Origin of the sequence: Prevotella pectinovora, from assembly GCF_041323955.1 — a bacterium.
Lineage (GTDB): Bacteria > Bacteroidota > Bacteroidia > Bacteroidales > Bacteroidaceae > Prevotella > Prevotella pectinovora.
On record NZ_JBGLIV010000001.1, the window covers coordinates 3,146,416 to 3,166,356 of the forward strand.

Below are 19,941 nucleotides of genomic sequence, written 5' to 3' on the forward strand. Positions count from 1 at the left end.
CTAATGACCGATTGGGAATAATCCCCTATCGACATTAGACCGTTTTTTTTATAACTGCTTGCAGCCTTTTGTATTTTGCAAGGCATTTTGGCAAGTATACGGATTGACGGGTAGACGAGTAAAGAGTCTGCCCGTCAATTCGTTGTATGCTCGGCACGAGCATTGTCTAACGGGTGCAAGTCCCGAGTAAGCCTTAATAGCGGGAATTACATAGCCAAAGGCAAGGGTGTTCATCGTGAGGTGAAATCTGAAAGAAGCCGGTGGCAAACATCTGACCTAACGTACAGAAACTTCATACAAGGCATATGACCGTGGGTAAGGTTGCAACACAGACCAAAGCCCCATAGCTATTCGGAACGGTCGGTGTAAATGAAGTGGGTATAAGATGGAAAGACAATGCCCTTATCCGAGGAGGTCTCACGGACGCTTCAAATAGTCTTTTTTACGAAAGAAGCGGAGTAAAGCTTACCGTGAGAAGTCAGCAGACGCCATAGTAGTGCAATAGTCGATAACGTTGCACGAAGGGCTGAACCTAACAATTAAACGATAGTAATTGAAACATACCTCATGAAGGAAAGAATGCAGAAAACATTATCCCAAGTTAATGGCTGCCCCCAAAGAGATAGGTCGGAAACCGAATGGTATGGGGGAGTGCAGACCTTCATGTGGATGTGTGAAGACAACATCGTGGAAGTACCATTCGACAAGGAGCACCTTTTCGAGCAAATCCTCAGTCCTTCCAATCTCAACCGAGCCTACAAGGCTGTTATGAGAAACAAAGGCTGTGGTGGTATCGACAAGATGTCATGCGAGCAGTTGCTCCCATGGCTCATGACCAACAAGGATGTGCTCATCCGTTCCTTGATGGACGGCTCTTACCGTCCGAACCCAGTGAAAAGGGTAGAAATACCCAAAGACAACGGCAAGATGCGCCTGTTGGGAATACCTACAGTAGTAGACCGTGTGGTGCAACAAGCCATCAACCAAGTACTGACTCCCATCTATGAGAACCAATTCTCCAAGACAAGCTACGGCTTCCGACCGAGAAGAGGATGCCATGATGCACTGCGTGGAGCGCAAAGGATAATCAACGAGGGCTACACCTATGTAGTAGACCTTGACCTTGAACGCTTCTTCGACACCGTGAGCCATAGCAAGCTCATAGAAATCCTCAGCCGTACGATAAAAGACGGCAGAGTTGTCAGTCTTATACACAAATATCTCCGAAGTGGTGTAATGAACAAAGGCTTGTTTGAAGCGAGTGAGGAAGGAACTCCCCAAGGAGGACCGCTAAGTCCGTTGTTGAGCAACATCATGCTCAATGAATTGGATAAAGAACTTGAACGCAGAGGGCTTCCCTTTGTACGCTATGCAGATGACTCGATGATATTTTGTAAGTCCAAGAGGGCAGCAATGCGAGTGAAGGAGTCTATAACCCGATTTATAGAGAATACTCTATATCTCAAAGTCAACAAGGAAAAGACCGTAGTGTCGTATGTGCGCGGAGTGAAATACCTCGGCTACTCCTTTTATGTGATGAAGGGCAAATGCCAACTCACAGTGCACCCAAAGTCCAAAGCCAAGATGAAATCAAGGTTGAAAGAATTGACAAGTCGCAGCAACGGATGGGGATACGCCAAGAGAAAGCAAAAGCTGAAAGAATACATAAGAGGGTGGGTCGGCTATTATCATCTTGCTAATATGAAACGTCTCTTACTTGATACTGATGAATGGTTAAGACGTCGAATACGCATGTGTATATGGAAAGCTTGGAAGAAAGTCAAGACAAAAGTGGCAAACCTCATCAGATGTGGCATTAATAAATACCAAGCATACGAATGGGGTAATACTCGCAAGGGCTATTGGCGAATAGCTGACAGCCCTGTTCTAAAAAGGGCGATAGATAACAATAAACTACGCTCCGCAGGGTATGCTACTTTAATGGAGGCATATCTCGAATGGTATCCAAAATAGGAACCGCCGTATGCGGAACCGCACGTACGGTGGTGTGAGAGGTCGGAAAACGAAAGTAGGAAGAAAACTGCTTCGTTTTCCTCCTACTCGATTTTACTATCTGGTTGTAGTAAGGATATGGTATTTCGATGCCCTCCTTGTCAAAGCGCTCCTTGATGCTCTTTAAGAGGTCGTATTTCATCACCGTGGCGTTTACAGCCGTTGCCGCCCATGCCCATGCACGCAGCGTTATGGCAGAGTCGCCGAGATTCACCACGCGTATCACCACCTCAGGCACGTCCGCCTTCTTCTCTTCCTCCGTGCGGTGGTCTAAAAGCAGCGGGTGCTTCATTATCTCCTGCCGCATCACGTCGATTGCCCCGTCCAGGTTGGTGTCGTAAGACACGCCGATGTCGATGAACGCACAGGTGGAACTGTCGCCATACGAGGAGTTTATTATCGTGGCAGAGTTTATCTTGCTGTTAGGAATCAGAATCATGCGGTTCTCCACGTTGCGTATTATGGTGTGGCGCAGCGTTATCTCGATTACCGTCCCCACCACGTCGTCGTCAACCCGTATGAAATCCCCCACCTTGAACGGGCGGGTGAAGATGATGAACAGTCCGCCTACGATGTTCGACAGTGCCTCTTGTGATGCAAGACCCACCGCCATGGCCAGGATTCCTGCACTGGCGAGTATGGAGTTGCTTATCTTCTCCATTCCCGGTATGAGCGAGAGAAATGAGGCGCATCCGATGATGTATATCGCCGTGACCACTATCTGCCTGAGAAACATCACCTTCGTCACGTCCATTCCCTTCTCCGCCTGTTTGCGCATCGTATGGCGGAACAGGTATTTGGCTATCGCCGAGAGCACTCTTACGATGATGTATATCACAACGAGCTTTATGCCGAAGATTATGGCGTCTTCGAGTCGGATGTTCATATGAGACTTGTCGAGCAGCTCCTTCACGGAGTGTTCGGGAACCTTCTCGATTTCCTTGATGGTCAAGGTGGCGGCGAGGAATAGACTGTTCATAATTGTGTTTGGGTTTTAATTGGGATTTAATATGATGCCGTGCATGGGATTCCCATGGCTGTCACGCGGTCGCGTATGCCGTCAAGCTCCTCGTGGGTAGCTTTCAGCAGACCCTTTGCCGGAGTTTCGCGGTCGATGGTGTATACCATCACCTCCATCGGCTTGATGCGCTCCACAGCCTTGAGCCACGGTTCGATGTATTCCTCCTTCACGTTGCTCATGTCCACGCCGTCTGCTTGTCCTTTCATGAACATCGTCTGGATTATGACATGGCCTTTGAAGGCGGAGAGACTCTCGATGATGTCCTCCACGTTGTAGTTCGGCTGCTGCGGACGGTCCACCTTCTTGATGTATTCTATGCTTACGGTGTCGAGTTTCAGTATGTTGTTGTCAACGCGCATCAGTGCCTCGTGCACCTGCTTGTGGTGGAGCATGGTGCTGTTGCTCAATACCGATACCTTTGCCTGCGGGCAGTATTTGTCGCGCAGTCTTATAGTGTCGTCAATGATTTCGGCGAAATGCGGATGCGCCGTAGGTTCACCGTTGCCGGCAAATGTCAGCACATCGGGCTTCGGTCCGTTTTCTGCCATCTCCTTCAGCTTGGCTTCCAGGGCGGCAGCCACTTCCTCGCGAGTGGGGCGTGGAAGGGTGGGGCGGTGGTCGGCGTTGAAGCCGCATTCGCAGTAGATGCAGTCGAATGTGCACACCTTTCCGTCGGCTGGCATAAGGTTGATACCTAAAGAAACACCGAGTCGGCGACTGTGTATCGGTCCGAAAATCGGTGATGGATATATTACTGTACTCATGGTAAGATGTTTTTTTTGTTTTTTTGTATGTTTCTATTTGTCATGCAAATATACACACTATTTCTAACACCAAGAAGAAAACAATTGTTTTTATCCCAAATATGGGCTTCATTGCAGCATGAATCCAATACGGATAATTGTAAGGAAACCCGTTGGCGGAATTAATTCAATCGATATGAGTAAAAGTTGTTCATAACACTGATTTTCAGTAAAAACAAGAATTTCAAAAAAAACTGTCAGATCATCTGGTTTTCCGTCGTAATGTTCTGACAACCAGATAGATGACCGTCTTTCGATTGCCAACCAATTGTCTGGATGGTTTGTCGGGTGCGCCCGACGATATACAATGTCGCAGCCATGAAATGTCCAAAGCCAGTTGAGCAGCGGCTCTGTATTCTTCCTTCATAGACGCTGCAGAGTCGCCATATAGTTCGCCTACCGACCTCACCTCATCGCTCGTCTGATAAGGAGATAGGTTGGAAGTGTATTTCTTTCTGAACATATCCGAAGCCATTCCCCATGACAAGGATGCTTTTTTATCTCCATGGCATCATATGCCGGCATAAGGTCCGACAGGTTTATGCCGCCCTTATCTAATATATAAGGTTGCATATCGGGCAAAAGTTCCATATCTCCATCAATTACATAGCAAACATTTTGTTCTGATGCCTTGTCTGTCAGTTCATATCTCACTCTGAGTTCAATGGCAGAACTGATAGGCAGGAGTAATATGCCACATTCACGACTCACCGCATTCTGTGTATCGGGGTGTGACAGAAATCTGTCTGCGTTTCTCACTATTGTCAGACGGGAACGCGCATCTGCCACTCGTCCTTTTATCCTTTTCGCCAGTTCATCCATCGATTCTTACTGTCAGAATGTGTTTTAATCTGGTACTACACTTTTGCCTTTATATCTCATTTGTCTTCTGTTCTATGTTTCTATCGTCAGCACTTCATGTTAAAGAAATCGGGATTTCTTAACACGTTATTCATATCATGTTAAGAAAATCGGGATTTCTTAACACGTTATTCGGGTCATGTTAAGGATTTGGCGATTTTTCAACATGAACAGATTCAACACCATCTGTATTATCAGCCTCTTGTTGTTCACTGAAGGTAAGAAAGAGTTCCATCAACTTAGTGTTGATGTAATAATTCTCTTTGCCCATGCGCTCCTTCTGCAGTAAGCCAAGCGAAGCAAGTCTATCGAGATATTTCGCTGCGGTTTGTCTTGATACCTGCATATTGCTCTCCAAATGGCCAATCTTAGTATATGGATGATAAAAGAGACCGTTGAGAAGCTCATGGCTATACTTTCCTCCAAAGGCTGGACGTATAATATTCTTATATTCCGTCATCAGTTTACCTATATTCTTAACAAGCGCAATGGTTTCCTCCGCGGTCTGTTCCACACCGCGAAGCATATATAGAATCCACGCTTCCCACTGGGCAGAATTGTCGCCAGTCGCATTTCTTATGGCTTGAATACGCTCATAATACTCAGCCTTGTTGTGAGTGATATACCTACTAAGATAGAGTATGGGCAAATCAAGCAGTCCTGAAGTGACAAGATAGAGGATGTTTACAATGCGTCCCGTACGTCCGTTGCCATCATAGAAGGGATGAATGCTCTCAAACTGGTGGTGTATGATAGCCATTTTCACCAATGGGTCGATCGGGCAAAGCTCATCATCATTGATGAATTGTTCGAGGTTACTCATCAACTCCACTATACGCTGACCGTCCTGTGGTGGGGTATAAATGACGGCTCCATCGCTGCTTCGTTTTAGTTGTGTACCTGGTGTTGTACGGAAGCCTGCTGAGTTTTGTTCAAGCACCTCCTGTATACGTTTTATGTCATTAAGTGCGAGGATGTTCTTATTTCTTACCAGTTTGAACCCCTCATTGATAGCTTCACGATAAAACAGCACCTCCTTAGTGGCCGCGCCTATGAGTGTAAAATTCGCATCGAGGCCTGCACGATAAAGATCGTCCTGTGTGGTTACTATATTTTCTACTGCCGAACTATCTTTTGCTTCTTGCAGCGTGAGACTGCTTATAAGAATGCGTTCATTGGGTATGGCCTGTGCCACGCCCTTTAATTCTGCAAGTTTTCGGTTGGCCTTGTTAGCCTGTCGCAACACAGTCTTAGTTTCAAGGTCATAAGGCAGTGGCAAAAGTGGTATTTTGTATGATGCCATATCTTTATACTTTTTATTTATTCCATTCCGCTACACTAATAATGGTGTTCCCTTTTTCGCATACAACAGGAAGATGAGCAAGATGCTCCTCCACAAAATCCCATATATTTCGAGAATTGTTCATGTCAGATATAGCTTGTATTCTCTCAGATGGTTTGTTGCAAGATATGGTAAGGTCTTGCTTACCTGCCTCTCAGATGGCTTGTAGCAAGTGATGACGAGGTCTTGCTTCACGGCAGTGGTGGTAGTGGTCGGCGTTGAAGCCGCATTCGCAGTAGATGCAGTCGAATGTGCACACCTTTCCGTCGGCTGGCATAAGGTTGATACCTAAAGAAACACCGAGTCGGCGACTGTGTATCGGTCCGAAAATCGGTGATGGATATATTACTGTACTCATGGCAAGATGTTTTTTTTGTTTTTTTGTATGTTTCTATTTGTCATGCAAATATACACACTATTTCTAACACCAAGAAGAAAACAATTGTTTTAGTGACGGTGAAAAAATAGGTTCTTCCGTTAAATGCGTAGACGCTTGTCGTGTAGAGCGTATAGCTTTAACGTGAAGAATTCATCATTTCTGAATCCATACATTTGTCTTTTCAGCACTTTAATCTTGTTGTTTATACCTTCAGTAGGGCCATTTGATATCGGGTAGTCATACCATGCAAGTATATATGGCTTGTAGGCCCGCAAGGTAGCAGCCATTTTGACCAATGGCTGTATTTTTGAATCCATGGCCTGCCGCACCCATTCGTTTAGCACCAATTCTGCATCATCCTTGTTGGTTTGGTTCCATATTTCCCTCAAGTCTTCTTTCAGGTAATATGCAATCATCAACGGTTCATTCAAGTTCAGCACATTGTCAAGTCTTGTCTTGTATTTTGCGTCAAAGATGTCGTTGCCGTTTCTCAGCAATATCCAGCGCGTGCCCTTGATTACCTTACGCTTGTTAACGTCTTTCTCAGCATGCCACAACTGGCGGCGCAACTGGTCTATCCTTTCATTCATGAGCTTTACCACATGAAAATGATCCACGACAAGAGAGGCATTGGGGAGATTTGCCGTTACCGCCCCCGTATAAGCAGACGACAAGTCTGTGCATACGGCTTTTATGTCATTCTTTCTGTCTCCGAGCTTGTTCCAGAATTCCTCAAGCGAAGCCTTGCCGTTACCGTCACCTACAAAGACAATCCGCCCGGTTTCCAAGTCTACGACTATCGTCTTGTAAACTTGTCCCTTGTGGGTAGCGAACTCGTCTATGGATATGTATCTGAGGTTTGAAAGGTCAGGGCTGCCATACTCCTTTTGCAGGAACTCCATCTGTATGTTCCGCACCATGTCCCAAGATACATCCAGGAACCATGCAATGTCCTGTATAGTTGCAAAGCGCGACAAGTCTATAACCATATTGGCGAAAGCGGTCGTATGCCTGCGCTTGCCTTTTGCGAAATCGACATCCTCGTTCTTTATGCAGCCACAATCAGAACATTTGACACGTTGGATCTTCATCTCGACGAAAGTCTTTGAACAACCTATCGGCACGCTCACAAAGCGTCTGGCCGTGAAACCATTACGGACTACATTATGGCTTCCACACTCCGGACAGCAAAGTTTGTCTGATGGAGTTTGGATATTCAAAACTATTTTATTACTTTCGCAACGCATATCCAAACATTCTTGCAAGGATATGCCAAAAGCTTTATGCATTATGCTGGCATTCATTTATCATTGAGTTTGGTCACTACAAAGATAGATGATGCCAGCTTTATTTTTATCATAATATAAAATTTTTTTTTCTATCTATGCATTTAACGGAAGAACCAAAAAATAGATTGGTATGATTTGAGCCTCATATCTTTAGATGAAGTTGACACCTTATTGGGATGTTACATTTCTCACTCAAATCGTACCGCATTATTATTTTACCTCCTCGAAATGCACACTGTCTATAAACAAGCTATTTGCGTGAGCGTGCTGCAAATGTGCTGCAAAACTCGTGCTAACGAGAGAAAAGAAAACTTGCTTTCTTTTCCGAGTGCAGCCGAGTTTGACCTTGGTCAAATATGGAAATAAACAACGATAAGCAAACACGCACTCAACTGCTGTAAAGGTAGTATTTTTACTTGTAAATGCCTTAAAGAAATGAACATTTTCTTTAGAACCAAAATAAGTCAATCACAAAAATGCCGAATGACTCACCACAAAAACGCCGAATGAATTACCACAAAAATACCGAATGGATTACCACAAAAATACCGAATAGTTTTGTGGTTTAAACAAAAGTCATTAATTAGGTTTATGTATGTTGGTGCTGCGCTGTCGTTGATGGCTGTGCCAAGTGCTGCCAGGCCGACCTCATGGCATATGCCAGTTCCGCATTCTTCAAGATTGGCAAGAAGCGTAAGGATATCGCCCAGTTCCTCTGTACGGTTTTCGAAGCTTACTTCCCTGGTGGTGAAGGATTCGTGTATAAGAAGATGCCAGGGACGAAAAGTTAGCTTGATAAGATCAGAGAATAATAGATAAGTTAGCACGAGACCACCATAAAACAAATGCACTTACATCCTTCATAATCTTATTCTTGAAATCTTACTGATTGCTCGTAATGTACTGATAATCAATACTAATTGGAATGGTAAAATGACGAAAGAAACAAATTAGGAACAACAAAATCAAGAAACCCCAAAATGAAAGCATGAGAAAACATAAATTAACACTGAAAACAATGATAAATTTCCGATTTTGACATTTTAAGAACATGGCAAATAGAACAAATATTTATGAACGCATATATGTATCTTGCCATGTTGGGAAATCAATTGCTTAGTCCCATTTTTGCAGATTATATTTCTATTTTGTCTAAATTACGACGGAATACAGCAGATATTCAAGGGATTTGGATGGATTATCACGATAAAATATTATTTTTGTAGCGTAAAAACGATAAAAACATGAAGTTAAATCGCATAAGAGCAGTCTTAGAGGACAAAGGGATAAGCCAAACATGGCTTGCAAAGAAGTTAGGAAGGAGTTTCAGTACGGTCAATGCTTACGTATGCAACCGTTCTCAACCCAACCTTACAACGCTTCTTGAAATTGCACAGTTCTTGTCTGTGGATATGAAAGAACTTATCACGGACAAAAAGGAACGCAATGATTGAAGAGATTATGAGAGACAAAATAATATCATAGCATCATTTTGTGGATAAACTAAAATATAGTATTTGCAAAATAAATTGAACTTTTCTCATAAGAAAAGAAATATACTATAAGAGTTCATATCTCTCTACATGTTAAATTATTAATTGCTGATAACTATGAGACTGAAGCCAAAACTCCTCAATGCAATAATATTAGGATTGACAATGTTCCTTTCAATGCAAACCACTTGTGCTGCTTGCAACCCATCAATGGCCATTCAGCAAAAGAAAGTGGCAACTGTTGGCAAAAAGAGGGTTGCCATTAGCAAAAAGAGAGTTGTCAAGAGCAAGAAGAGAACCTATCGCAAGGCTTCGGCGCGTAAATATTCGCATAGGGAACTGAACGCCATTATGCGGATACTTGAGCGGAAGTTCCTGTCGGAAGACAAGACCCCGGCCTTGCGAAATGTTGTTGGATTTGGAATGGGATCCAACTCCATTGATGTTGCGCTCCGTTGGAACACGAAGGAGAAGCAGCTGGAGTTTCGTAGGCAGATTTACAACTCGCCCGCCATCAGGTTTGAGGGCAAGTTGGACCCTATCATCGACAACAGGGAAGGCGTGAGCACCTACCAAGGTATCTCCCTCAAGGCGGAGAAGCCTTCCTATCCATTGGGCACCACGGAGATCAGATTCACGATTACCAACCATAGTGGCGAAGAATTTGTGTATGGCGATGCCTATAGCATCACGGCCCAAGGAGCGGATGGCAATTGGTTTGTTGTGCCCACCGATTGCTCGTTCACGGCCATCGGTCATGTTTTAAACGATGGTCAAAGCGGCACCATTACTGCCCATCTTTTTCCCGATATTCTTCCCAACAAACCAGGCGTTTACCGCTTTTTTTATGAGGATAGCATAGATGGTGAGAAGGTGCCTTTCATGGCAACCTTTGAGTTGAAGTAAATAAAAAGAATTGTTGCTTATGAAAATACTCTTCAGTTTATTGGCATTTTGTTTATTCTTGATAATCTGCTGATTTCTTGTAAAGTACTGATTATCAATACTAACTAAAGCCGAAAATTTGCAAAAGAAACAAATTAGAAACAAGAATTACTTTTATCCGAAAATGAAAACATCTGCTTAACAAATCTTAACATGGAAATGGTCGGAAATTTTCCGATGTTGTCATTTGATTACTGTTTCGATTGCTATTAAAAGTGAGAAAATGAGCCCTATTGTTAATTGTTGGACAGCTGACATATTATGCCTGACTATATGGAATGCTCTAAATGGCAAGTTATCCTCGCAATTAGGAGCACTTTTTAATACTTTTTGATAAACACAGACTGATTTAGCCCTACAAAAATGTTAATCATTTGTTAAATTACGAACAATCATTGGTAGATCAAAACATTGTTTGTATTTTTACGAACAAATTCAAGATACATCTAAGCATGGAAGAAAAGAAATATTGCATCAAGACGGAAACTTTGGCAGGTTTTGCTAAGGCCCTCGGACATCCGGCACGCATAGCCATCATGAAGTTCCTTGCGAAACAGGACACTTGTTATTTTGGTGATATTCACGAGGAGTTACCTATAGCAAAGGCTACAGTAAGTCAGCATCTTACAGCTTTGAAAGAAGCAGGACTCATACAAGGTGAGATAGAACCCCCTAAGGTGAAGTATTGCATCAATCGCGAGAACTTGCAGTATGCACACCAACTCTTCTCGGAGTTCTTCAATATGGAACTCAGCGAGAAGAATGATGGTTGTTGCCGATAACCACCCACTTGCAACAGACACTCTTTGACCTAAATATACCCTCGCGGTTCGCTTCGAGGGTATATTTAGAATTAAAATGTTCGTTGTTCTGCGAATTATAAACAATAATTAATTATATAAGTTATGAAACAGATTAAAGTACTTGTAAGCTCATGTGCTTGCAATCAGAAGTATGTGTCTCTAGTAGAGGCGGTAGTAAAGAACAACCAGATTGACGCAACCATCGAAAAGGTGGATGACATCATGAAGGTAATGCAGTACAACGTGATGTCGCTTCCTGCTCTCGTGGTCGATGGCGAGGTTGTTGCCCGTGGGCAGAAGAACGAAGCAGAACTGCTGGCAATCTTGAAGTAACAACCATTAGACAAAGATCATATGAGACCATTATCAATCATCATTCTGGCTGCATTATTTTCAGCCGTTAGTGTAAGCTCTTGCAATGCTAACCACAAATCTGCCGAAGTAAAGACAGAAAATGCAGTTAAGGTTCAGCAACCTGTAGAGATCCTGTATTTCCACGGCAAACAGCGTTGCATTACGTGCATCGCCATCGAGAACGAGACGAAAGCACTCGTTGAGGGCGAACTCTCCTCGCTCGTCAAAAAAGGCAAGGTAACTTTTCGCATCATCGACATCACCACACCCGATGGCAAAAAGCTCGCTAAGAAATACAAGGTGACGTTCTCTTCACTCTTCGTCGTTACGCCGAATGGTGCAGAAGACCTCACCCGCTTCGCCTTTGCCAATGCCCGAAGCAATGCTAAGGAGTTCTGTTCTCAACTAAAAAACAAGGTCATGAAGGCCGTAAAATAACTGGCTATGGACTTTCTCAACCATCTCCTTGACAGCAGCCAGGTGCCAGTATTTACTGCTTTTCTCCTCGGTTTGCTCACTGCACTGAGTCCTTGTCCGTTAGCCACCAACGTCACGGCAGTCGGTTACATTACTCGTGGCTGTATGGCGTGCGATGATGACCAGCAAAGGGCTCGTCGTGGAATCTTGTGGAGTGGCGTGCTCTATACCCTTGGTCGAACTTTTGCCTACACCCTTCTCGGAGTCATCCTCATTTATATAATAAGAATAGGCAAAGACACTTTCGGACTTCAGCAGGTGGTGAGCGAATGGGGCGAACTCATCCTTGGTCCATCACTTATCCTTATCGGCTTCTTCATGCTCTTTGGTGATAAGCTCCACCTGCCCAAGTTCGGCTTCAACGGTAACATCAATGGTATGATGAAAGGCGCATGGGACAGTTTCGTCCTCGGCATCCTCTTTGCCTTGGCATTCTGTCCCACCAGCGGATTGTTCTACTTCGGTATGCTCATCCCTATGTCCGCCGAAACCACCGCAGGTTATCTCCTTCCGCTCGTTTTCGCCATCGCAACGGCACTTCCCGTCCTTCTTGTGGCATGGATTCTTGCCTATAGTATGCAGTCGCTCGGCAAGGTGATGGGACGAATAACCGCTTTTCAGCGATGGCTCAACCGCATCGTGGCACTGCTGTTTATCATCGTGGGAATGTATTACATCGTAACAATCAACGTATGAAACGAATTTTAGTTCTATGTACAGGCAATCGTTGCCGCAGTCAGATGGTTCAGGGCATTCTCCAAAGCCTTGACCCTGATTTAGAAGTTCATTCTGCTGGCATTCGTCCGGCATCAAAAGTTCATCCTCTAGCTGTCAAGGTGATGGCAGAGATAGGCGTTGACATCGCCGAACATTATCCGAAGCACATTGACTCTTATCTGGGTGATCCATGGGATTATGTGATTACTGTCTGTGGGGGAGCGAACGAATCGTGTCCGGTGTTCATAGGCAAAGTGGGAAAACGTCTGCACATTGGCTTTGACGATCCAGATGCTTTCAAGGGTACGGAGGAAGAGGTGCTGACTGAGTTCCGACGTGTGCGCGATGAGATTAAACAAAAAATGCACAATTTCTATTTGACAGAAATAAAGGATATCAAGATAGAATGTTGTACATCAGAAAACTATAATGATTAAACTATTATGATTCAACAATTTGCTGATTGGCTTGTCTATAACCTCATAGGTGTAGATGCCACAACACACCTTGGCGAAGCACTCAACTTCTTCGTCTATGACACGCTGAAGATTGTACTGCTGCTATTCCTCATCAGTGTCGTGATGGGGGTAGTAAACGCCTATTTTCCTGTTGAGCGACTTCGCAATTTCCTTACCTCACGACGGCTCTATGGTTTACAATACCTGCTGGCGAGCCTCTTCGGAGCCATCACGCCCTTCTGCTCCTGCTCCAGCATACCGCTCTTCATCGGGTTTGTCAAGGGAGGCATTCCGTTGGGCGTAACCTTCGCATTCCTCATTACATCTCCTTTAGTCAACGAGGTTGCCGTGGCGATGTTTGCCGGCACATTCGGTTGGCAAGTGACCGCCATTTATGTCATAAGCGGCATTCTCTTAGGCACCATAGGAGGCTACATCTTAGGAAAAATGCGACTTGAGAAGAATCTTAGCGATTGGGTGCGACAGATTCAGCAACAGACAGGAACCAGTCAAGACACACCGAACGAGCATTTCTCCCTGCCACAGCGTCTGCCACAGATTCTGAGAGAAGCATTCGGCATCGTTCGCGGAGTCATCCTTTACGTCATCATAGGCATCGCCATCGGAGCTACTATGCATGGCTATGTGCCCGAAGGATTCTTCGAGACCTACCTCAGTGGAGAGCACTGGTATGCCGTGCCTCTTGCCGTCTTTCTTGCAGTACCGATGTACGCCAACGCTGCCGGTATTGTCCCCGTTGTCGAAGTCTTTGTGGCAAAAGGCGTGAGCCTCGGCACCGCACTTGCCTTCATGATGTCGGTAGTAGGTCTATCTTTGCCAGAGGCTACCATGTTAAAGAAAGTAATGAACACGCGTCTCATCGGGATTTTCTTCAGCACAGTTGCCTTCGCCATCATCCTCCTTGGTTGGCTGTTCAACTGTTGTTTATAGGTAACGAACGTCCTGAAATTCAACTAGCATCGGTAATGTATAATGCTACTACTGATGATGAAGAACACTTGGCTGATCATCACTATAAAATTGATAATTCATCTTATCAAGATTGACAATCTAATAAGCAGCCCCATTGATTTTCAGCAGAAATGCCGATTGTCAGTGGGCTTGTTCTTTCCAAAATGAATTCCACAAGCCATGTTGGGAACACTAGATTACTTCGTCCAGTGGTAGTGGCTGTCGAGTATCAAGAAGATAGCCAAGCCGAAAATGACCAAGCCAAGAACGAAGAAGAACCAGAAGAACCACTGGGCATAGTAACCAAGGTAACAACCATCATATTCCTTGTAGCGTTCACGGACTTTCTTCCGTTCATCAGCAAACATGGAATTGACCTCACGGATATGCATCTGTGCGGTCATCCATTGGCGTTCTTTGGCAAACAGTTCTTGAATCTTCTGCCAGTCAGCATCATTGACATTTACAGATACCTTTAATTTTGTGGGAGCATTTTCCAAAGCTTTGTCTATGTGCTGATTGATGGTATCAACCTTTTTGCTGATAGTAGTCACAGCACCACCTAATTTTGCTTCTGCCCGTTGATACTGCTGAATGGCAGATTCCAGTTCAAGTCTGGCATTGATGAAGGTGTTGGTAGCCTTGTCAATGTCCTCACTCAACTGCTTCAACTCAGGAACACGGTTTACAAGTCCATCCTCGGCTTGCTGTTCCTCGACCTCGTTTTCAACATCATTCATCATCTTATCGAAATCTGGTAAAAGCTAAAATCTTCTCAACTGCGCATTATCATAAGTCAAGAATATCGTCAAGAACACAGAAACGACAAGAGAACAAGCCATGCAGATAACCAGGAACTGACGGAAGTGCTCACTTCGATACATCCTCTTTATCCAATACCAGGGATATGTCATGAATATAAATCGTGGCAAGGCTTTTATGGTTTGCGGTATGGGGGGCTCTATTGTCTTGGATTTCTTCGCTTGCATAAGTTCCATCATTGCTGTATATCGCTTTTCCGCCAGTTGGATATTGGATTTATAGTCTCTGCATTTTTGTTGCAGTTAGCTGTGACCGTATTATACATATTCGCAAGTTCTGTGAAAACTGAGACTAGTTTGTCCACATACTTCTCGTCATCATAAAGGCGAGACTGCAAGGCCACATCTATGGCTTGATATATAAGCTCAGCCCGTTGGTGGAATTAATTCAATGGATATGAGTAAAAGTTGTTCATAACGCTGATTTTAAGTAAAAACAAGAATTTCAAAAAAAACTGTCAGATTGTCTGGTTTTTCGTTGTAATGTTTTGACAACCAGATAGATGACCGTCTTTCGATTGTCAGGCAATTGTCTGGATGGTTTGCTGATGAAAGTAATTGTCAGATGGAAGTAATTGACAGATGTGAGAAATTCAGACTACAGGAATCGTATGCGTTGGCAGAATCCTGTAATACGGTAATATGGGTGTTACAACATTAACTTATTGGGCAGATGTCTGACAGCAAATCTGCCCAACAGGGGCAAGCACGTTGCCCATGATGGGCAAGCACGTTGCCCCAGTTGGGCAAGCACCGTGCCCAATTTCAACCCGAATCGGTCATTAGGCCGTTCAATGTGATATTATACAAGAAAAATTTCTTGTTTCTCTCTAAAATGGTTATCTTTGCAGCGAATTCAGGTTATATAGCCAAATTGTGAAATGAGCAAGAAAAGAAGAAAGTCCGGCAGACGCATTGGTCTGCAGGCGATAACGCTATGTATAAGTACCGCAATGGTACTGATTTTATTGGGAATGGTGGTAACCTCCGTGCTTACGGCGCAGAATCTCTCCTCTTATGTGAAGGAGAACCTCACTGTGACGATGGTGCTCAGCGAGGAAGTCACCGATCCGCAGGCAAGGCAGATGACCGTTGCCCTGCAGAAGCTGCCCTATGTACACCGTGTGACCTACGTCAGCAAGGAACAGGTGCTCAAGGAGCAGACTGCCGCCATGGGCACAGACCCGAGCGAGTTTATCGGTGAGAACCCCTTTGTCGGTTCCATGGAGCTGCAGCTCAAGGCGGATTATGCCAACAAGGACTCGCTGAAATGGATTACCAAGAATCTTAAGGCTGACAGCAAAGTGACCGACATCACTTATCCGCAAGACCTCATGGACAGTGTGAACGACAATCTGCAGCGCATCAACCTGGTGCTGCTGGTGCTTGCCGTACTGCTCTCCTTTGTGTCGTTCTCGCTGATAAACAACACCGTGCGCCTCGCCATGTATGCCCGCCGTTTCCTGATCAACACGATGAAACTCGTGGGAGCGTCATGGGGATTCATACGCTGGCCGTTCGTCAGAAGCGCCATGTGGCAGGGACTGCTCGCCGCGGTGCTCGCCGATGCGGTGCTTGCCGGTGGAGTGTATGCCCTGTATATGTATGAGCCCGACGTGCTCGTGGTGCTCACATGGCAGGTGATGGCGATTACGGGAGTGTCGGTGCTGCTCTTCGGACTGCTCATCACGCTCTTCTGCTCATGGCTCTCGGTGAACAAGTTCCTGAGGATGAAAGCCGGAGACCTCTACAAGATTTAAGGCCCCTTGGCTGGCTCCAGCCTTAAGCGCCACTTCCCGGCCCTTGTCGGGATTAAATAAGACATACATTAAAAACGTTACATAATAATGGACAAGAGAAATTTTGCATTTGACCGCGTGAACTTCATGCTTATCGGCATCAGCATGCTGATAGTGATAGTCGGCTTCATATTGATGAGCGGCGGCGGTTCGACCGAAGAAAAGTTCGACCCCGAGATATTCAACACTATGCACACTACCGTAGCGCCTATAGTATGCTTCATCGGTTTCGTGTCGATGATATACGGAGTGATGAGAAAACCTAAAGACGATTAAGGCATAACATAAGGAATAGAAATGAATTGGTTTGAAGCATTGATCCTCGGTCTCGTGCAGGGACTGACGGAATACCTGCCTGTGAGCAGCAGCGGCCATCTGGCTGTCAGCGCCACACTCTTCGGAGTTAACGGTGAAGACAATCTCGCATTCACTGTAATGGTGCATGTGGCAACGGTGCTCAGCACCCTCGTGATACTGTGGAAGGAGATTGACTGGATCGTGAAGGGCGTGTTCAAGTTCAAGATGAACGAAGAGACGAAATATTTCCTCAATATCCTCATCTCAATGATACCGGTCGGCATCGTGGGCGTGTTCTTCAAAGACACTGTGGAGGAGATATTCGGTTCCGGACTCCTCATCGTGGGCTGCATGTTGCTCGTAACAGCATTGCTGCTGATATTCTCATACTACGCCAAACCACGCCAGAAAGAGAAAATCAGCCTTAAAGATGCCTTCATCATCGGTCTCGCACAGGCAGTGGCAGTGATGCCGGGACTCTCACGCTCCGGCAGCACCATAGCTACAGGACTGCTGCTCGGCAACAAGAAAGAGAAGCTGGCACAGTTCTCCTTCCTCATGGTCATTCCTCCAATCCTCGGTGAGGCATTGCTCGACCTGCTCAAGGGACTCAAAGGCGAGCAGGCCTTCGGCGGAGTAGACACACTGCCACTCGTGGTGGGCTTCTGCGCTGCATTCATATCCGGATGCTTCGCCTGCAAGTGGATGATAAACATCGTGAAGAAAGGCAAGCTCGTATATTTCGGAATATATTGCGCCATCGCCGGTGCGGTGACCATAATCTGCTCATTTGCATAACAGAAAAGAACAGACATACAGATGAACTTCAACAAAGGAGAGATAATCTGCATCGACAAGCCATACCGCATGTCGAGCTTCGGGGCACTTGCCCACATCCGTTTTTTGATTTCAAAGAGGATGGGAGTGAAGAGGGTGAAGACCGGACATGCCGGCACACTCGATCCGCTTGCCACCGGAGTACTCATCCTATGCACTGGCAAGGCTACCAAGCGCATCGATGAACTGCAGGCGCACACCAAGGAATATACCGCCACGCTGCAGCTCGGTGCCACGACGCCAAGTTTCGACATGGAGCACACCGTGGACCATACCTATCCCACGGCGCACATCACACGTGAACTGATAGAGGAGACGCTGCCAAAGTTCGTGGGAGAGATACAGCAGGTGCCTCCGGCATATTCGGCATGCAAGATAAACGGAGACCGCGCCTACAAGCTCATGCGCGAAGGCCAAGACGTGCCGCTCAAGGCCAAGACCCTGCGAGTGGACGAGATAGAGATGACCCACTTCGACGAAGAGGCAATGCAGCTGTCTGTCAGAGTGGTATGCGGCAAGGGAACATATATCCGCGCCCTGGCACGCGACATCGGAGAAGCTCTCGGCAGCGGAGCCTATCTAACAGCCCTGCGGCGCACAAGGGTGGGCGACGTGAGAGTGGAAGACTGCATCACGCTCGATGACTTTCCGCAGTGGCTCGCAGAGCAGGACATAGAGGAGAACACAGAAGAAAATTGAAAATATATAAAGGTAAAGCAAGAATATGAAACTATCGCAATTCAAATTTAAACTTCCAGAGGAGCTTATCGCACTTGAACCGTCATACCATCGCGACGAGTGCAGGCTGATGGTGGTACACCGCAAGTCGGGCACCATCGACATGTTTCAGAAAGACGATAAGGGACATGAGCTGAAGGATGCAGACGGCAACCCCGTGTACATGGACTTCCGCAACGTGCTCGACTATTTTGATGAGCACGACGCATTCATATTCAACGACACGAAAGTCTTCCCGGCACGTCTCTACGGCACGAAGGAGAAGACAGAGGCAAAGATTGAAGTGTTCTTGCTGCGTGAGCTAAACGAGGAGATGCGCCTGTGGGACGTGCTCGTGGAGCCGGCAAGAAAGATAAGAATAGGCAACAAGCTCTTCTTCGACGAGAGCAGTTCGATGGTGGCAGAGGTGATCGACAATACCACAAGCCGTGGACGCACACTGCGATTCCTCTACGATGCACCACACGATGAGTTCAAACGCGACCTCTTCGCGCTCGGTGAGGCTCCGCTGCCACACTATATCGTGGACAGGAGAAAAGTCACCGACGAAGACCTGGACAGATTCCAGTGTATATTCGCAAAGAACGAGGGAGCTGTCACAGCACCGGCAAGCGGACTGCATTTCAGCCGTGAGCTGATGAAGAGGATGGAAATCAAGGGCGTGAACTTCGCATTCATCACCCTGCACTGCGCACTCGGCAACTTCCATAGCATAGAGGTGGAAGACCTCACCAAACACAAGATGGACTCCGAGCAGATGCACATCGGAGCCGAGGCATGCAGCGTGGTGAACGAGGCAAAGCGCAATGGCAGACATGTATGCGCCGTGGGTACAAGTGTGCTCAAGGCTACAGAGACCGCCATCGGCACAGACAAGATGCTTAAGGAATATGAGGGATGGACAAACAAGTTCATCTTCCCTCCATACGAATGCGGACTCGCCGACACTATGATTGCCAACTTCTATCAGCCGATGTCGCCGCTGCTCATGGCAACATGCGCTTTCGGAGGATACGAACTGATAATGGAGGCATACAAGAAGGCGGTGGAAAACGGCTACAAGTTCGGATGCTACGGTGACGCCATGCTGATTTTGAACGACTGACGCAGATGATAGCATATCTTTCTTTGGGAACAAACCTCGGCGACAAACGCAAGAACATCGCCGAGGCAATAAAAAATATCGGAGAGCTGGTTGGCGACGTAGTGCGCCAGTCAGCTCTTTATGAAACGGAGCCTTGGGGCTTCAGGTCAGACAACCGCTTCGTCAACGCTGCCGTATGTGTGGACACACAGCTCTCACCCCGCCGGCTGCTCGAAGTGACACAGCGCATAGAGAGGGAGATGGGGCGCACGCTGAAATCCGACGGCGGTGAATACCACGACCGCATAATCGACATCGACATACTGCTCTATGGCGACCTGCATATCGATGAACCCGACCTGAAGATACCGCATCCGCTGATGCACGAGAGAGACTTCGTGATGACGCCACTCAATGAAATAATGGAGGAATAACAAG

20 protein-coding genes and 2 pseudogenes are annotated in these 19,941 nt (G+C 46.0%); 16 read left to right on the forward strand and 6 right to left on the reverse strand.

The features are described 5' to 3' along the window. The first annotated feature begins 567 nt into the window (after positions 1-567). Positions 568-1,974, forward strand: coding sequence for a group II intron reverse transcriptase/maturase (ltrA, locus tag ACDC99_RS12390; protein ID WP_044075172.1), 1,407 nt, complete (start codon positions 568-570; stop codon positions 1,972-1,974). A 133-nt stretch (positions 1,975-2,107) separates the two neighbouring features. On the opposite strand, the pseudogene ACDC99_RS12395 reads toward ltrA, so the two are convergent. The 5 genes and pseudogenes from ACDC99_RS12395 to ACDC99_RS12415 form a co-directional block, all read right to left on the reverse strand. Then, positions 2,108-2,992: pseudogene (locus ACDC99_RS12395) on the reverse strand (mechanosensitive ion channel family protein); the annotation flags it as partial. A gap of 26 nt (positions 2,993-3,018) precedes the next feature. Further along, positions 3,019-3,798 carry a radical SAM protein gene (locus ACDC99_RS12400; protein ID WP_278841340.1) on the reverse strand — a complete coding sequence of 260 codons (780 nt, stop codon included), beginning with the start codon at positions 3,796-3,798 and terminating at the stop codon, positions 3,019-3,021. Between the two features lie 1,042 nt (positions 3,799-4,840). Beyond that, positions 4,841-6,001, reverse strand: coding sequence for a Fic family protein (locus ACDC99_RS12405; RefSeq protein WP_022315651.1), 1,161 nt, complete (start codon positions 5,999-6,001; stop codon positions 4,841-4,843). A 232-nt stretch (positions 6,002-6,233) separates the two neighbouring features. Beyond that, positions 6,234-6,398: pseudogene (locus ACDC99_RS12410) on the reverse strand (radical SAM protein); the annotation flags it as partial. A gap of 119 nt (positions 6,399-6,517) precedes the next feature. Continuing rightward, positions 6,518-7,723: an ISL3 family transposase gene (locus ACDC99_RS12415; RefSeq protein ID WP_042517111.1), complete on the reverse strand. Its 1,206-nt coding sequence runs from the start codon at positions 7,721-7,723 to the stop codon at positions 6,518-6,520. A 635-nt stretch (positions 7,724-8,358) separates the two neighbouring features. On the opposite strand from ACDC99_RS12415, the gene ACDC99_RS12420 reads away from it, so the two are divergent. From ACDC99_RS12420 to ACDC99_RS12460, 9 genes are all read left to right on the forward strand, one after another. Continuing rightward, the gene (locus tag ACDC99_RS12420) at positions 8,359-8,499 is read left to right on the forward strand and encodes a hypothetical protein (RefSeq protein ID WP_156132433.1); all 141 of its coding nucleotides are present in this window, start codon (positions 8,359-8,361) and stop codon (positions 8,497-8,499) included. Between the two features lie 453 nt (positions 8,500-8,952). Then, positions 8,953-9,162 carry a helix-turn-helix domain-containing protein gene (locus ACDC99_RS12425; protein WP_044072484.1) on the forward strand — a complete coding sequence of 70 codons (210 nt, stop codon included), beginning with the start codon at positions 8,953-8,955 and terminating at the stop codon, positions 9,160-9,162. 156 nt (positions 9,163-9,318) lie between these two features. After that, a complete protein-coding gene (locus ACDC99_RS12430; RefSeq protein WP_144007179.1) occupies positions 9,319-10,107 on the forward strand; it encodes an immunoglobulin-like domain-containing protein in 789 nt (262 codons plus the stop codon). 491 nt (positions 10,108-10,598) lie between these two features. Further along, positions 10,599-10,928, forward strand: coding sequence for an ArsR/SmtB family transcription factor (locus ACDC99_RS12435; protein WP_287072867.1), 330 nt, complete (start codon positions 10,599-10,601; stop codon positions 10,926-10,928). A gap of 123 nt (positions 10,929-11,051) precedes the next feature. Then, positions 11,052-11,282: a thioredoxin family protein gene (locus ACDC99_RS12440; RefSeq protein WP_022315796.1), complete on the forward strand. Its 231-nt coding sequence runs from the start codon at positions 11,052-11,054 to the stop codon at positions 11,280-11,282. Between the two features lie 21 nt (positions 11,283-11,303). Continuing rightward, positions 11,304-11,741, forward strand: coding sequence for a nitrophenyl compound nitroreductase subunit ArsF family protein (locus ACDC99_RS12445; RefSeq protein WP_022315795.1), 438 nt, complete (start codon positions 11,304-11,306; stop codon positions 11,739-11,741). A gap of 6 nt (positions 11,742-11,747) precedes the next feature. After that, positions 11,748-12,476 carry an aromatic aminobenezylarsenical efflux permease ArsG family transporter gene (locus ACDC99_RS12450; protein ID WP_287072865.1) on the forward strand — a complete coding sequence of 243 codons (729 nt, stop codon included), beginning with the start codon at positions 11,748-11,750 and terminating at the stop codon, positions 12,474-12,476. Further along, positions 12,473-12,934 (forward strand): arsenate reductase ArsC, encoded by a 462-nt coding sequence (locus tag ACDC99_RS12455; protein WP_287072864.1) that lies wholly within the window; start codon positions 12,473-12,475, stop codon positions 12,932-12,934. Before ACDC99_RS12450 ends, ACDC99_RS12455 begins: the two co-directional genes overlap by 4 nt. 6 nt (positions 12,935-12,940) lie before the next feature. Further along, complete coding sequence (locus ACDC99_RS12460) at positions 12,941-13,906, forward strand: permease (protein WP_370756868.1); 966 nt, start codon at positions 12,941-12,943, stop codon at positions 13,904-13,906. Between the two features lie 218 nt (positions 13,907-14,124). Here ACDC99_RS12460 and ACDC99_RS12465 read toward each other — a convergent pair whose 3' ends face one another. Then, entirely contained in the window at positions 14,125-14,670 is a 546-nt protein-coding gene (locus tag ACDC99_RS12465) for a hypothetical protein (protein ID WP_370756869.1), read from the reverse strand. Positions 14,671-15,629: 959 nt separating this feature from the next. Here ACDC99_RS12465 and ACDC99_RS12470 point away from each other — a divergent pair. The 6 genes from ACDC99_RS12470 to folK all read left to right on the forward strand — a co-directional run bounded on the left by ACDC99_RS12470 (position 15,630) and on the right by folK (position 19,937). Continuing rightward, entirely contained in the window at positions 15,630-16,508 is an 879-nt protein-coding gene (locus tag ACDC99_RS12470) for a cell division protein FtsX (protein WP_042520112.1), read from the forward strand. 87 nt (positions 16,509-16,595) lie between these two features. After that, the gene (locus ACDC99_RS12475) at positions 16,596-16,823 is read left to right on the forward strand and encodes a DUF3098 domain-containing protein (RefSeq protein WP_022316286.1); all 228 of its coding nucleotides are present in this window, start codon (positions 16,596-16,598) and stop codon (positions 16,821-16,823) included. A 21-nt stretch (positions 16,824-16,844) separates the two neighbouring features. Next, entirely contained in the window at positions 16,845-17,642 is a 798-nt protein-coding gene (locus ACDC99_RS12480) for an undecaprenyl-diphosphate phosphatase (RefSeq protein WP_370756870.1), read from the forward strand. A gap of 21 nt (positions 17,643-17,663) precedes the next feature. Further along, positions 17,664-18,380: a tRNA pseudouridine(55) synthase TruB gene (gene truB / locus ACDC99_RS12485; protein ID WP_022316284.1), complete on the forward strand. Its 717-nt coding sequence runs from the start codon at positions 17,664-17,666 to the stop codon at positions 18,378-18,380. Between the two features lie 25 nt (positions 18,381-18,405). Then, complete coding sequence (queA, locus tag ACDC99_RS12490; RefSeq protein WP_278839936.1) at positions 18,406-19,524, forward strand: tRNA preQ1(34) S-adenosylmethionine ribosyltransferase-isomerase QueA; 1,119 nt, start codon at positions 18,406-18,408, stop codon at positions 19,522-19,524. A 5-nt stretch (positions 19,525-19,529) separates the two neighbouring features. Then, entirely contained in the window at positions 19,530-19,937 is a 408-nt protein-coding gene (gene folK / locus ACDC99_RS12495) for a 2-amino-4-hydroxy-6-hydroxymethyldihydropteridine diphosphokinase (RefSeq protein WP_042520110.1), read from the forward strand. Positions 19,938-19,941: the final 4 nt, after the last annotated feature.

Coding starts and splice junctions, on each gene's coding strand:
- ltrA (WP_044075172.1), top strand. CDS start 568: ATGAAGGAAAGAATGCAGAAAACATTATCCCAAGTTAATGGCTGCCCC.
- ACDC99_RS12400 (WP_278841340.1), bottom strand. CDS start 3,798: ATGAGTACAGTAATATATCCATCACCGATTTTCGGACCGATACACAGT.
- ACDC99_RS12405 (WP_022315651.1), bottom strand. CDS start 6,001: ATGGCATCATACAAAATACCACTTTTGCCACTGCCTTATGACCTTGAA.
- ACDC99_RS12415 (WP_042517111.1), bottom strand. CDS start 7,723: ATGAATGCCAGCATAATGCATAAAGCTTTTGGCATATCCTTGCAAGAA.
- ACDC99_RS12420 (WP_156132433.1), top strand. CDS start 8,359: ATGGCATATGCCAGTTCCGCATTCTTCAAGATTGGCAAGAAGCGTAAG.
- ACDC99_RS12425 (WP_044072484.1), top strand. CDS start 8,953: ATGAAGTTAAATCGCATAAGAGCAGTCTTAGAGGACAAAGGGATAAGC.
- ACDC99_RS12430 (WP_144007179.1), top strand. CDS start 9,319: ATGAGACTGAAGCCAAAACTCCTCAATGCAATAATATTAGGATTGACA.
- ACDC99_RS12435 (WP_287072867.1), top strand. CDS start 10,599: ATGGAAGAAAAGAAATATTGCATCAAGACGGAAACTTTGGCAGGTTTT.
- ACDC99_RS12440 (WP_022315796.1), top strand. CDS start 11,052: ATGAAACAGATTAAAGTACTTGTAAGCTCATGTGCTTGCAATCAGAAG.
- ACDC99_RS12445 (WP_022315795.1), top strand. CDS start 11,304: ATGAGACCATTATCAATCATCATTCTGGCTGCATTATTTTCAGCCGTT.
- ACDC99_RS12450 (WP_287072865.1), top strand. CDS start 11,748: ATGGACTTTCTCAACCATCTCCTTGACAGCAGCCAGGTGCCAGTATTT.
- ACDC99_RS12455 (WP_287072864.1), top strand. CDS start 12,473: ATGAAACGAATTTTAGTTCTATGTACAGGCAATCGTTGCCGCAGTCAG.
- ACDC99_RS12460 (WP_370756868.1), top strand. CDS start 12,941: ATGATTCAACAATTTGCTGATTGGCTTGTCTATAACCTCATAGGTGTA.
- ACDC99_RS12465 (WP_370756869.1), bottom strand. CDS start 14,670: ATGATGAATGATGTTGAAAACGAGGTCGAGGAACAGCAAGCCGAGGAT.
- ACDC99_RS12470 (WP_042520112.1), top strand. CDS start 15,630: ATGAGCAAGAAAAGAAGAAAGTCCGGCAGACGCATTGGTCTGCAGGCG.
- ACDC99_RS12475 (WP_022316286.1), top strand. CDS start 16,596: ATGGACAAGAGAAATTTTGCATTTGACCGCGTGAACTTCATGCTTATC.
- ACDC99_RS12480 (WP_370756870.1), top strand. CDS start 16,845: ATGAATTGGTTTGAAGCATTGATCCTCGGTCTCGTGCAGGGACTGACG.
- truB (WP_022316284.1), top strand. CDS start 17,664: ATGAACTTCAACAAAGGAGAGATAATCTGCATCGACAAGCCATACCGC.
- queA (WP_278839936.1), top strand. CDS start 18,406: ATGAAACTATCGCAATTCAAATTTAAACTTCCAGAGGAGCTTATCGCA.
- folK (WP_042520110.1), top strand. CDS start 19,530: ATGATAGCATATCTTTCTTTGGGAACAAACCTCGGCGACAAACGCAAG.